At 58.9% G+C, this 12,381-nt stretch carries 10 protein-coding genes and 1 pseudogene; 6 read left to right on the top strand and 5 right to left on the bottom strand.

What is annotated here, in order from left to right; all coding sequences use genetic code 11:
• Positions 1 to 11 precede the first annotated feature (11 nt).
• The 4 genes and pseudogenes from ACMXYH_RS06480 to ACMXYH_RS06465 all read left to right on the top strand — a co-directional run bounded on the left by ACMXYH_RS06480 (position 12) and on the right by ACMXYH_RS06465 (position 4,182).
• Entirely contained in the window at positions 12 to 971 is a 960-nt protein-coding gene (locus tag ACMXYH_RS06480; protein ID WP_134417383.1) for a cytochrome-c peroxidase, read from the top strand.
• Positions 968 to 2,779: a DAHL domain-containing protein gene (locus ACMXYH_RS06475; RefSeq protein WP_415766635.1), complete on the top strand. Its 1,812-nt coding sequence runs from the start codon at positions 968 to 970 to the stop codon at positions 2,777 to 2,779. The genes ACMXYH_RS06480 and ACMXYH_RS06475 overlap by 4 nt, the downstream gene beginning before the upstream one ends.
• 590 nt (positions 2,780 to 3,369) lie before the next feature.
• Positions 3,370 to 3,456: pseudogene (locus tag ACMXYH_RS06470) on the top strand (hypothetical protein); the annotation flags it as partial.
• 57 nt (positions 3,457 to 3,513) lie between these two features.
• Positions 3,514 to 4,182: an ATP-binding protein gene (locus ACMXYH_RS06465; protein WP_415767660.1), complete on the top strand. Its 669-nt coding sequence runs from the start codon at positions 3,514 to 3,516 to the stop codon at positions 4,180 to 4,182.
• A 137-nt stretch (positions 4,183 to 4,319) separates the two neighbouring features.
• On the opposite strand, the gene ACMXYH_RS06460 is transcribed toward ACMXYH_RS06465, so the two are convergent.
• Together ACMXYH_RS06460 and ACMXYH_RS06455 are read right to left on the bottom strand one after the other, a co-directional pair.
• Positions 4,320 to 5,645, bottom strand: a complete 1,326-nt coding sequence (locus ACMXYH_RS06460) for an APC family permease (RefSeq protein ID WP_129438081.1) — start codon at positions 5,643 to 5,645, stop codon at positions 4,320 to 4,322.
• 242 nt (positions 5,646 to 5,887) lie between these two features.
• The gene (locus ACMXYH_RS06455; protein WP_415766634.1) at positions 5,888 to 6,709 is read right to left on the bottom strand and encodes a carbon-nitrogen hydrolase family protein; all 822 of its coding nucleotides are present in this window, start codon (positions 6,707 to 6,709) and stop codon (positions 5,888 to 5,890) included.
• A 125-nt stretch (positions 6,710 to 6,834) separates the two neighbouring features.
• On the opposite strand from ACMXYH_RS06455, the gene ACMXYH_RS06450 reads away from it, so the two are divergent.
• Both ACMXYH_RS06450 and ACMXYH_RS06445 read left to right on the top strand, forming a co-directional pair.
• Positions 6,835 to 7,635: a helix-turn-helix transcriptional regulator gene (locus tag ACMXYH_RS06450; protein WP_008147857.1), complete on the top strand. Its 801-nt coding sequence runs from the start codon at positions 6,835 to 6,837 to the stop codon at positions 7,633 to 7,635.
• A gap of 132 nt (positions 7,636 to 7,767) precedes the next feature.
• Positions 7,768 to 9,387, top strand: coding sequence for an FMN-binding glutamate synthase family protein (locus ACMXYH_RS06445; RefSeq protein ID WP_415766633.1), 1,620 nt, complete (start codon positions 7,768 to 7,770; stop codon positions 9,385 to 9,387).
• 25 nt (positions 9,388 to 9,412) lie between these two features.
• On the opposite strand, the gene ACMXYH_RS06440 is transcribed toward ACMXYH_RS06445, so the two are convergent.
• Genes ACMXYH_RS06440 through ACMXYH_RS06430 form a run of 3 tightly spaced genes read right to left on the bottom strand, consistent with a single transcriptional unit; the run spans position 9,413 to position 12,235 of the window.
• Positions 9,413 to 10,921, bottom strand: a complete 1,509-nt coding sequence (locus tag ACMXYH_RS06440; protein ID WP_415766632.1) for a glucosyltransferase domain-containing protein — start codon at positions 10,919 to 10,921, stop codon at positions 9,413 to 9,415.
• 1 nt (position 10,922) lies between these two features.
• A complete protein-coding gene (locus ACMXYH_RS06435; protein ID WP_415766631.1) occupies positions 10,923 to 11,864 on the bottom strand; it encodes a glycosyltransferase family 2 protein in 942 nt (313 codons plus the stop codon).
• Positions 11,861 to 12,235 (bottom strand): GtrA family protein, encoded by a 375-nt coding sequence (locus ACMXYH_RS06430; RefSeq protein WP_415766630.1) that lies wholly within the window; start codon positions 12,233 to 12,235, stop codon positions 11,861 to 11,863. Before ACMXYH_RS06430 ends, ACMXYH_RS06435 begins: the two co-directional genes overlap by 4 nt.
• Positions 12,236 to 12,381 lie beyond the last annotated feature (146 nt).

Raw genomic sequence — 12,381 nt, 5'->3', positions numbered from 1 at the left:
GGAATTATCAGATGCCGCCTTCCTTTCACCGTCTGCTATTGGCGCCGTTGTTCGGGCTCTGCCTGAGCGCCAGTGCCGCGCCACTGGATGAAGCGCTCAAACCACTGCCGCCGGTGCCCCAACAGAATCCCCTGCGGGTCGAACTCGGTCGTCAGTTGTTCAATGAACCGCGCTTGTCGGTCGACAGCTCACTGTCCTGCGCCAGTTGCCATCGACTGGAAAACGGCGGCGCCGACAACAAGGCGTTTTCCATCGGTTTCGCCGGCCTTCCGTTGACGATCAACACCCCCAGCGTGTTCAACGCCAGCCTGAACTTCCGGCAATTCTGGAACGGCCGCGCCGACACCCTGGAAACCCAGATCCACGGCGTGGTGCAAAGCCCCAGTGAAATGGGCAGTAACTGGGAGCATGTGGTGCAGACGCTGACCGCCGATGCGGCATATCAGGCCTCATTCGCCAACGCCTACCCGGACGGCGTGACCATGAACAATGTGCAGAATGCCCTGGCCACCTATGAGCGCACGCTGATCAGCGCCAACTCGCGTTTCGACCAATACCTGCAAGGCGATACCGACATTCTCACCCTCGACGAGAAATACGGTTACCAACGCTTCAAGGACTACGGCTGCATCGCCTGCCATCAGGGCGTCAACATCGGCGGCAACATGTTCCAGAAGTTCGGGGTCATGGGCGACTACTTCAAGACTCGGGGCAACCCCACCGAAGCCGACCTGGGCCGCTATCTGGTCACCAAGGACGAAGAGGACCGCAACGTGTTCAAGGTCCCGAGCCTGCGCAACGTCGCCGTGACCGCTCCGTACTTTCACGACGGCTCGGCCAAGACTCTTGAAGAGGCGGTGGATGTGATGTTCAAGTTCCAGCTCGGTCGTATTCCCTCTGCCGACGACAAGACGCTGATCATCAAATTCCTCAAGACCCTGACCGGTGAATGGGGAGGCAAGCCCTTATGAAAACCACTAACCGCCGCAACCTGGCGTTGCTTAGTGTCGTGGCCCTGATGCTGGCTTCGGTGCTGCTGTTCCTGTACCTCAAATCCAGCTCGAACCAGACGACGACCTACACCGAATCCCGGGACTTGATCGGCCGGATCAAGCAGCTGAACGCACAATGGGAAACCGAGATCCTCAAGGCCAGGGTCGCCATCAGTCACAACTACGATCCGTTGGTCACACCGCTGACCGAGATAACGAACCTGTGGGAGCGGTTCGACACGATGGAGTCGAGCCATGGCCGCAACGACTCGCCCGTCTGGCGCGCCAGCCATGATGCGTACCTGACCGCCATGCAGGAAAAGACCCGCTTGGTGGAGCAGTTCAAGTCTCACAACGCCGTGCTTCGCAACTCGCTGGCGTTCCTGCCCACCGCCGAGGACGACATTCAGGAACAGCTGTCCCGGTTGGTGGATGAGGACCAACTGCAACTTCAGAACATTGCCACCGACACGTATGACTTACTGCTCAGTAGCCTGGAGTTCGCTCAGGTCACCTCCGATGACAAGGCCGCCGACATCCTGCTCGGGCTGAACAAACTGGGGGTGAACAAACAGCGTCTACCTGAACAGTTCTACAGTCCGATCGATATTCTGAGCAACCACATTTCACTGATCCTGCGTGAGCAGCCGGTGGTCAATCGGTTACTGGAAAACATCGAAGCCGTTCCCGTGGCCGAACGCCTGGACGACATGACCAACCTGCTGAACACCGACCAGCAGCGGACCGACGCGGTCGACCAGCGTTATCACTTCTACATGCTGTTATTTTCGGTGCTGCTGGTGTTGTTGCTGGTGTACCTGGCGATTCACCTGATGCGCAGTTTCACCGTGATCAATCGCGTCAACAAAGCCCTGCAAACCGCCAATGAGGACCTGGAGCTGCGGGTTGAAGAGCGCACCCGCGAACTCAAGGATACCCAGAGCGAACTGCTCGACACCGCGCGTCAGGCCGGCATGGCCGAGATCGCCACCAATGTGCTGCACAACGTCGGCAACGTGCTCAACAGCGTGAACATTTCGGCCGACCTGGTGAGCCGCAAACTGCGCGGCAGCAAAGCGCAGGGCCTGGGTAAGGCCATGCAGCTGATCAACGACCATCAAGGTGACCTCGGCACCTTTCTGACCGAGGACGCGAAAGGCAAGTTGCTACCGGGTTACCTGAATCAACTGGTGGACGCGATAGCCCTGGAACAACAAAGCATGACCGAAGAGCTGGCCCAACTGACCAAAAGCGTGGACCACATCAAGGACATCGTCGCCACCCAGCAGTCCTACGCGGGCGCCAACAGCCTGATGGAACCGCTGCACATCAGCGAATTGCTGGAAGACGCCCTGCGCATGAACTCCGGCGCCCTGACCCGACACCACGTCACGGTGGTCAAGGAGTACAGCGACGTGCCGCAGGTCATGGGTGATAAACACCGGTTGTTGCTGATCCTGATCAACCTGATCAGCAATGCCAAATACGCTATGTCCGACCTCAGCAACCGCCAGCGGCAAATGACCCTGGGGGTCAAAATCGTCGAAGACAAGATCCTGCAAGTCAGCGTCAAGGACGACGGCGAAGGCATCGCCGAGGAAAACATGACGCGCATCTTTGCCCACGGGTTTACCACCCGCAAGGAAGGGCATGGCTTCGGCCTGCACAGCTGCGCCCTGGCCGCCATCGAAATGAATGGCCATCTCACCGCCCAGAGCGACGGACCGGGCAAGGGCGCGCTGTTCACGTTGCAGATCCCGCTGAAAACCGTCAAGGAGGAAGCATGAGCGAGCTTTCGAACCGACGCATTCTGCTGATCGATGACACGCCGTCCATTCACGTGGATTTCCGCAAGATTCTCACGCCCATGCCCGAACAGACCGTCGAACTGGACGAGATGGAGGCCGCGCTGTTTGGCAACGAAGTGAAATCAACCAGTGCGCTGTTCGAGCTGGACTCGGCCTATGGCGGCCAGGAAGGCCTGGGCAAACTGAACGAAGCCTTGCAGGAAAACCGCCCCTACGCCCTGGCCTTCGTCGACATGCGCATGCCCGAGGGCTGGGACGGCGCGCAGACCATCGAACATTTGTGGCAAGCCGACCCGCGCCTGCAAGTGGTGGTGTGCACCGCCTATTCCGACTATTCCTGGGATGAACTGCTCGATCGATTGCAGGCACATGATCGGCTGCTGATTCTGAAAAAACCGTTCGACAATATTGAAGTCCAGCAGATGGCCAACACCCTGTTGACTAAATGGGACATGACCGAACGGGCCAGCGTGCAGATGGACCATTTAGGGCAAATGGTCGAACGCCGAACCCGACAGTTCACAGAGGCCAGCGTTGAGTTGCAGCGGGAAATCGACGAGCGCAAACAGCTTGAAACCCAATTGGTGCAATCGGAAAAACTCGCCTCTCTGGGCCAATTGGCGGCCGGCGTCGCTCATGAAATCAACAACCCCATCGGCTTCATTTCCTCCAACCTCGGCACCCTGGATGGCTACTTCAAACAACTGCAGGAAATGCTCGACGCCTATCGGGATGCGGAAGAGGCGATCGGCTCCAGCGAGCTCGTCGAGCGTTTGCACCAACTGCGCGAACGGGTCGAGCTGGAGTTCCTGCGCGAGGACATTCCGCTGCTGATCAAGGAATCCAAGGACGGCATCAACCGGGTCGGGCAGATCGTCAAGGACCTGAAGGACTTCTCCCGGGTGGACTCCAATCAGGAATGGCAGTGGGCCAATCTGCAACAGGGCATCGAATCGACCTTGAACATCGTCGCCAACGAACTCAAGTACAAGGCCGATGTGCTCAAGGAGTATCAGGTCCTGCCCGACATCGAATGCCTGCCTTCGCAAATCAATCAGGTGATCATGAACCTGATCGTCAACGCCTCTCAGGCCATCGGCCCGGAGCGCGGCACCATCACCTTGCGCACCGGGCTTGAAGCGGAAACGGTGTGGATCGAGGTCGCAGACACCGGCGCCGGCATTGCGCCGGACTGCCTGCAAAAAATCTTCGACCCGTTCTTCACCACCAAACCGGTGGGCCAGGGGACAGGGCTGGGGTTGTCCCTGTCCTATGGCATCGTGAAAAAACATCGGGGGGATATTACGGTGCGCAGTGAAGTTGGCGTGGGAAGCACATTTCGGGTCCAGTTGCCAATTCACCAATCAAAGCTGGCAAGCTGAACGCCAATCAAATGTGGGAGCGAGCTTGCTCGCGATGGCGGTGTGTCAGTCAACATGCATAGCGACTGACACGCCCCTATCGTCGGAACGCCGCCCGGAGCAAGCTCGCTCCCACAGGTTCTTTAGCAGCCAGGCAATTATGTGGCTTCCTGGAAATCCATCTCCGGTGGCTGGCGACGGAAGCCGCCGGTCAACACCGCCAGGTACACCACGCCAATCGCCAGCCAGCTCAAGCCCAGATAGATCGCCAAGTGATCGAGGCTGACCATCAACCACAAATCCGCCGCCAGGCCGATGAACGGGCACAACAAGAACAACACGAATTCACGCAGCCCTTTGTTCTCACCGCCAATCCAGTAGTGAAAGATCACCGACAGGTTCACCAGACTGAACGCAAGGAACGCGCCGAAGTTGATGAACGAGGTCGAGGTAGTGACGTCCAGTTTCAGTGCCAGCAACGCGACCACGGCGCACAGCAGGATGCTGTTGACCGGCGTGCCAAAGCGTTCATGCAAGGTGCCGAAGAACGATTTTGGCAGCACGCCGTCACGGCCCATGGCGAACAACAGCCGCGAACCGCTGGCCTGCGCCGACAGACCCGACGCGAACTGGCCGACGATCAGGCCGATCAGGAAGATCGACACGAACAGGTCACCACCGATGTTGCGGGCAATTTCATAGGCCGCCGAGTCGACGCTGTCGAACTGGAACGACGGGTGCGCGATCTGCACGAAGTACGACACACCGACAAAGATCAGCCCGCCGATCAGGGTGATCAGCATGATCGCTCGCGGGATGGTGCGGCGCGGGTCGCGGGTTTCTTCGGTCAGGGTGCTGACCGCGTCGAACCCCAGGAATGAGTAGCAGGCGATGGCTGCACCGCTCATGATCAGCGGCATCTGCATGTCACCGTTGAAGAACGGTTTGACCGACCACAACGGCGTGCTCGCATCACCACCGACGTAATGGACGCACAGCGCAACGAAGGCGATCAGCACCAGGAACTGCACCAGCATCAGTAACGCGTTGATGCCGTTGGCCAGTTTCAGACCGACAATGTTGATCGCACTGGTGATGCCGATGAACGCCAGCACCCAGATCCACTGCGGCACGGCCGGGAAGGCGGAATTGAGGTAGGCCGCGCCGATCAGCCAGATCGCCATCGGCAGGAACAGGTAATCGAGCAGCACGGCCCAACCGGCGATGAAACCGAGTTTCGGGCTGATCGCCTTGCGGACATAGCTATAGGCCGAGCCAGCGACGGGAAACGCCGAGGCCATTCGGCCGTAACTCATGGCGGTGAAAAACATCGCCACCAGCGCCGCCAGATAAGCAGCCGGGACCATGCCGGCGGTTGATTGAGCGAGGATGCCAAAGGTGCCGAGCACGATGATCGGCGTCATGTAGGCAATGCCGAACAGCACCACCGAACCCAATGACAGGGTGCGTTGCAAACGAGCCATGAGCGACTACTCCGAATTTATTAGATTTATGGCAGAGCCGAGTTCGGCGCTAAATTTCGGGTGTTTCGTTGTTGTAATTGGGTGAACTATTAAACAGGTGTGTCGACCGGACGGGCCTCTTCGCGAGCAAGCCCGCTCCCACAGGTGTTATGTGTCGTTTACAAATGCTGTGTCCGCTGAAGATCCCCTGTGAGAGCTGGCTTGCTCGCGAAGGGGCCCGCCCTGACAACACAGGATCCGGATCAGCTCTGAGGAATCATCAGCTCCCGCAATCCACAACCATGCTCAACAATCTCCCCCGGCAATCGCAGCCGCTGATCATCCAGATACCGATAATCCTGCCGCGCCGCCATCAGCTGATTCAGGTCCAGCTCAACCGCAAACTGTCCTTCCTCGCGCCCGGCCTCGAATAACAAAGTCCCCAGCGGATCCACCAGCGCACTGCCGCCCGCAAACACCAACCCGCCATCGCCCTCTTCCACCCGGTTGACCATCAGCGCAAACGCCTGGTTTTCCTGGGCGCGGGCCATGATCGCGGTGCGGTGAGTCGGGCCGTACGGGTCCATGTTGCCGTTGGTGACGATCAACAGTTCGGCCCCCAATTGCGCCAGTGCCCGGGCGGTTTCCGGGAATTCGATGTCGTAGCAAATCAACAGGCCAACGCGTACACCGTTCCACTCACACGTGGCGTAACGGTCTCCGGCCTCGAACACCCCGCGATCCGATGCCCAGAGGTGCGTCTTGCGATATTTCAGCGCGATACCTTCGGGGGTGATCAGCAACGTGGTGTTGTAGAAGCGGCCGTTGTCGTTCTCGGCCATGCCGATCACCACGGCGATATTGTGTTCACGGGCGGCCGCTTGAATGGCGCTGACGGTAGGGCCGTCCAGCGGTTCGGCGGTTTCGGCCAGCGCTTCAAGGGATGGAAAGCCCATCAAGTGGGTTTCGGGAAACACGATCAGCTGCGTATCGGCAGCACAGGCAGCCATCGCTTCCAGAGCGCGTTCGAGGTTGTAAGCCGTGTCGTTGTCACGGCCCGCCAACTGGGCGAGTTCGACTTTCATGGGTATTCCTTGTTCTTGATCAGGCTGGCAGAAAGATTGCCCGGTCGGTGTCTGTGCGCCAGTATGCGCAGCAAGCCACCGGCCGGGAAATCACGCCGCTGGGGTAACCCGATAGGGGTAGAGGCATGACACTCTCGTTAGACGACATCGCGTGGCACCGCTCGGTCGGGCAACTGATCGACGCCCTGGACAAGCCCAACTTCTGGACGCAGCTGGTGCGCCTGCTCGACCAGTACGTGACCTTCGACAGCTGGGTGGCGCTGCTTTTCAGCGCCGATCAGCACCCGCAAGTGTTCGCCGAATGCCCGGGCGCGGACGGCAGTCCTGATCAGTTGTTCCAGGACTATCTGCGCGGCTTGTACCTGCTCGATCCGTTCTACATCGCCTGTCGCGAGCAGTCGCGCACCGGGCTCTATCGCCTGTCGGAAGTGGCGCCGGAGCATTTCGAGCTGACCGAGTATTACCAGCGCTACTTTCGTCTGAATGTGGTGGCCGATGAAATCCAGTTCAATTGCCAACTCGAAGGCGACCGCACGCTGTGCCTGTCACTGGGCAGCAAGCAGCGTTTCAGCGGCCAGCAGATCGCCTTGCTGTCGCTGATCCAGCCCTGGGTGCTCGGCCTGTTGCGCCAGCGCCTGCCCTACGAAATCAACGAAGTCGTGGCCCTCGCACCCGCACCGCCGCAAGTCGACTGGCGCGTGCAGCTGGAAGCGTCGGTGCAGCAACTCAAAGGCGCGCAATTGACCGCCCGGGAGCTGGATGTCGGGCGCTTGATGCTCAGCGGTTGCTCCAGTAAAGAAATCGCCCGTAAGCTGGAAATCTCTGTCGAAACCGTGAAAGTCCATAAGAAACACATGTACAGCAAACTGGGGATCAAATCCCAGTCCGAGCTGTTTTCGATTTTTCTCCAGGCACAAAATGCCTGACTGCATGAAAAGATCGTCCGAACGCGGCCCGAACCTTCGGCAGCTCCTACAAAAGCCCGACCGTGCACAATTCTGTAGGAGCTGCCGCAGGCTGCGATCTTTTAAAACCGAGTCCGAACCCAAGGAAACCGTATGAGCCTGTCACTCCTGAGCCGCTACGCCTTCTTTGCCGTCTGTGTGATGTTTACCCTCGCCAGCCTGCCCTTCCTGGAGCACGACTGGCTCTGGCCGATCACCGTCGTCACCGGCATTCTCAGCCTCGTGGGCCTGTTCGATCTGCTGCAAAGCCCTCACGCAGTGCGCCGTAATTACCCGATCCTCGGCAACATCCGTTATCTGGTGGAGGGTATTCGCCCGGAAATCCGCCAGTACCTGCTCGAATCCGACAGTGATGCCCTGCCCTTCTCCCGGGCGCAGCGTTCGCTGGTCTATTCGCGCGCCAAAAACGAAAGCGCCGACAAACCCTTCGGCACGTTGATCGATGTGTATCAGTCAGGTTTCGAATTCATCGGCCACTCCATGCGCCCGGCGCCGTTGAGCGACCCGAGCAGTTTCCGGGTCATCGTCGGCGGCCCGCAATGCACGCAGCCGTACTCGGCGTCGGTGTTCAATATCTCGGCCATGAGTTTCGGCTCCCTCAGCGCCAACGCCATTCGCGCGTTGAACCAGGGGGCGAAACTCGGCAACTTCGCCCATGACACAGGTGAAGGCAGCATCAGCGCCTATCACCGGGAAAACGGCGGCGACCTGACCTGGGAACTCGGCAGCGGTTACTTCGGCTGCCGCACCGCTGACGGGCGCTTCGACCCGGAACGCTTCGCCGCCCAAGCGCAGACACCCCAAGTGCGAATGATCGAAATCAAGATGAGCCAAGGCGCCAAGCCCGGTCATGGCGGGATCCTGCCCAAGCACAAAGTCACCAAGGAAATCGCCGAAACCCGCGGCATTCTGATGGGCGAAGATTGCATTTCGCCGTCGCGGCACAGTGCGTTTTCCACGCCGATCGAACTGATGCACTTCATCGCTCAACTGCGTGAACTGTCCGGTGGCAAACCGGTGGGCTTCAAGTTTTGCCTGGGCCACCCATGGGAATTCATGGGCATCGCCAAGGCCATGCTGGAAACCGGCATCCTCCCCGACTTCATCGTGGTGGATGGCAAGGAAGGCGGCACCGGCGCCGCGCCCGTGGAATTCACCGATCACATCGGCGTGCCAATGCGCGAAGGTTTGCTGTTCGTCCACAACACACTGGTGGGCCTGAACCTGCGGGACAAAATCAAACTCGGCGCCAGCGGCAAGATCGTCAGCGCCTTCGACATTGCCAGCGTCCTGGCCATCGGCGCCGACTGGGCCAACTCGGCACGCGGCTTCATGTTCGCTATCGGTTGCATCCAGTCGCAAAGCTGCCACACCAACAAATGCCCGACCGGTGTCGCCACCCAGGACACCCTGCGCCAACGCGCACTGGTGGTTCCGGACAAGGCCCAGCGCGTCTTCAACTTCCACCGCAACACGCTCAAGGCCCTGGCCGAAATGCTCGCCGCTGCCGGGTTGGAACATCCTTCGCAATTGTCGGCCAAGCATTTGGTACGGCGCATGTCGGCGACCGAGATCAAGTTGTTCTCGCAGTTGCATGTGTTCTTGAAACCGGGGGAGTTACTGACCGGAGAAGTGAGCGGCGAGTTTTACTCGCGGATGTGGAAGATGGCGCGGGCGGACAGTTTTGAGCCAAATGAAGTCGTAGCGGCCTGAACCCGACGGCCCCTGTCATCGCGCTTCACCAGTGAAGCGCCTTAATCGGGGCTGGCTCTTTCATGACAATAAAACCGTAATCGCCCAGCAGATAAATCCGGTAGTACAGGGTCTCCAGCACCGGTGGATAACCCTGATAACCCACCCGGGTCGCGTTAAGTCGCTCCTGCTCTGCCACCACGTTGGTGATGCCCACTTTTGGCAGGTTCTCGGCCAGCATGAAAAAGTCGATGTTCAGCAAATAGTGCAACACCGGCATCTGCTTGAACGAGCCTGCCGCCCCCAGCAGCCAGTGATCGGAATAGGTCACTGACATGTAAATGCGCTTGGCCTCGCGCAGCTGTCGATTCGACGCGATGTCGTGCTCAAGACTCAATAGCGCACTGGACGCGAAGGTTTTCTGCACGGTCAGCACGCGCCCATAGGCGTACGACAGCGACAGCATGGCCAGCAATGGAACCATCAACAACAGCGGCAGCCGCTCGTGGATTCGTGCCAGCGCCAGATGGCTCAAATAGAACAACAGCACCAACAGGACCGCGAAGCCCATCAGTGTCCTGGCCCCTTCATTGAAGTCCCGGAAAAACAGCGCCATACCCGACACCAGTAAGGTCACCACCGGTAGTGCCAGCACACAGATCAGGCCGATCAGCATTTTGTTCGCTGTGCTGTCCTGACGCGCCACGACGTTGAGCCCCAGGCGAACCACGCCGGCAAAGGCACACAGCAACAGTGCGGCGAACACCCAGGCAAATCCGCCGTGAAACAGCAGCACGACTTTTTCCAGCACCCTGGCGATGTTGACGTGCAATTGCAGCAACGGCTCCGCGGTCCAGTTCAGCAGCAGGGTGCGATTCTGTTGCGTGAACGGATAAGCACTGACGGCGTAAATCAGGCAGCCCAGAAAGGCCTGAGCGATTTTCCAGCCGATCAACTCGCACCACTTCGGCCAGGCCAGTTTGTCATTGGCGCCCCTGAGCACTTCCAGGCAACACAACCCGATAAACACATTGAAGGTCACTTGATACAGCCCTATCGCCAAGGCAACCAGGAAGGAAGGCACCAGCCACTGCAGAATGCGCGAAGGGTGATGAAACGTGATGGCGTAGATGACCGCCACCAGGCTCAACGCCATGGCGGGGCCGTCGTATTGATAGGACAGGTTTTGCAGAAAGAACGGGTTGTACCAGAGCGGCAACAGCACCAGGCAGCAAGCAATCGTCGGTTGCGGGTAGTAATGAAACGTCAAGCTCGTCAACGCCGCGGCCATGGCCAGCGTGGCGATCAACAGCGGCAACGGAAAGATGTTTGGCGCGGCATTGCTGAAGGTGAGCAGGTTGTAGAACAGCTCGGTGAATAACCGCCCCTGCCCCGCCCAGGCCGTACCGGCCGATAGGGATCGCCAGTTGTCATCGATATACGGGTAGTCCGCGAGGATGAGCGGCACGACATACACAAAGGTTGCCAACAGAAAAAACAGCCAGACCTGCCGACGCCCGAGTTCCTTGCTGAAAAAGTCGCTGAACCTGCCCATGCTAAAACCCGAGCCGGTCTTTGCCGCCGACGACGTCTTTGACGATATAGCGCGGCCGGTGTTTGGCTTCGATGTAGATGCGGCCGACGTACTCACCGAGGATGCCGATGCCGATCAGCTGTACGCCGCCGAGAAACAGGATCGCAGTCATCAACGACGGGTAACCGGGGACGCTGTTGCCGAAGAAAATCTTGTCCAGCACCATGTAAACGGCGTAGAGCACTGCGAAAATCGAAATGCCGCCGCCGACGTAAGTCCACAAGCGCAACGGCACCGTACTGAACGAGGTCACGCCTTCCAGCGCCAGGTTCCAGAGCTTCCAGCCATTGAACTTGCTGGTGCCCGCCACTCGCTCGGCTCGCTCGTATTCCACTACCACGGTGGTGAACCCGGCCCATGACAGCACGCCCTTCATGAACAACTGATGCTCGGGAAGCGCGCGAATCACGTTGACCACCTTACGGTCCATCAGCCGGAAGTCCCCGACGTTTTCTTCGATGCGGGTGTAAGCGATACGGTTCAGCACACGGTAGAACAGCGACGCGCTGTGGCGTTTCAGGTAACTGTCGGCGGTGCGATCCCGGCGTTTGGCGAGCACCACATCCGCGCCTTTTTGCCATTCGCCAATCAGCCGCGGGATGACGCTGATCGGGTCCTGCAAATCGACATCCATGGGAATCACCGCATCGCCGGAGGCATACTCCAGGCCGGCGAACAATGCCGGCTCCTTGCCGAAATTGCGCGAGAAGTTGATCAGCAATACCTGTTCATCGGCCTGCGCCAGGGCCTTGACCTCTTCAGCCGTCCGGTCGGAACTGCCATCGTTGATGAACACGATTTCGACCTCAGCCTGGTCAAGCCTCAACTCGCGACGCACTGCCTGATAAAACAGGCTGATCGCCTGTTCTTCATTGAATACCGGAACGATCAACGAGACTTTCATGCGTTACGCTCGCGAAAGACCACGTACTTTGAAAACAGAAAGCCAAGCACCAGGCTCAATGCCGAAAACAGGGCCACCGTCAGCAGGCCGTGAAGTCTCCACACGTCGCCTGCATGGCCGACGCCCAGACTCAGCGCCCCCATGGTTCCCAAGAATAGAAGATAGCCGCCGACCGACGCCTTGGTATCGAAGGTATACAGGGCGTTCATGTAGAAGGAAAACGAGGCGGCAACGCAGAAGGCAGCCAGGTTACTGACAGCCTGACTGAAGCCAGCCCCCACGCTTAGCAGGAAAAAAATTTGCCAGTGGATCAGCGTGTTGGCGACCCCGACCACCGTGTAGCTGGAAAATCCTTTCCACAAGAGCCTCATGGTGACTCTCCTGTTTCACGTCATAAAACTTTGAACCTGTCTACTGTCAGAAATCACAGGTCTGACGGCCTTTCAGACCAGCGGTCAGGGCTTGCCTCAACGCCAGGAGACATTCCGTAATACCCCGGTTTTGCAATTGCCTGCGA

Origin of the sequence: Pseudomonas frigoris (assembly GCF_047758635.1) — a bacterium.
GTDB classification, from domain to species: Bacteria; Pseudomonadota; Gammaproteobacteria; order Pseudomonadales; family Pseudomonadaceae; genus Aquipseudomonas; species Aquipseudomonas frigoris.
This window is presented reverse-complemented; position numbering and strand designations above follow the sequence as displayed.

Bases quoted from the DNA above. Each gene is read 5' to 3' on its own strand.
- ACMXYH_RS06455 (WP_415766634.1), bottom strand. From the start codon at position 6,709: ATGAAAGTCGAACTCGCCCAGTTGGCGGGCCGTGACAACGACACGGCT.
- ACMXYH_RS06450 (WP_008147857.1), top strand. From the start codon at position 6,835: ATGACACTCTCGTTAGACGACATCGCGTGGCACCGCTCGGTCGGGCAA.
- ACMXYH_RS06480 (WP_134417383.1), top strand. From the start codon at position 12: ATGCCGCCTTCCTTTCACCGTCTGCTATTGGCGCCGTTGTTCGGGCTC.
- ACMXYH_RS06440 (WP_415766632.1), bottom strand. From the start codon at position 10,921: ATGGGCAGGTTCAGCGACTTTTTCAGCAAGGAACTCGGGCGTCGGCAG.
- ACMXYH_RS06465 (WP_415767660.1), top strand. From the start codon at position 3,514: ATGCTCGACGCCTATCGGGATGCGGAAGAGGCGATCGGCTCCAGCGAG.
- ACMXYH_RS06475 (WP_415766635.1), top strand. From the start codon at position 968: ATGAAAACCACTAACCGCCGCAACCTGGCGTTGCTTAGTGTCGTGGCC.
- ACMXYH_RS06460 (WP_129438081.1), bottom strand. From the start codon at position 5,645: ATGGCTCGTTTGCAACGCACCCTGTCATTGGGTTCGGTGGTGCTGTTC.
- ACMXYH_RS06435 (WP_415766631.1), bottom strand. From the start codon at position 11,864: ATGAAAGTCTCGTTGATCGTTCCGGTATTCAATGAAGAACAGGCGATC.
- ACMXYH_RS06430 (WP_415766630.1), bottom strand. From the start codon at position 12,235: ATGAGGCTCTTGTGGAAAGGATTTTCCAGCTACACGGTGGTCGGGGTC.
- ACMXYH_RS06445 (WP_415766633.1), top strand. From the start codon at position 7,768: ATGAGCCTGTCACTCCTGAGCCGCTACGCCTTCTTTGCCGTCTGTGTG.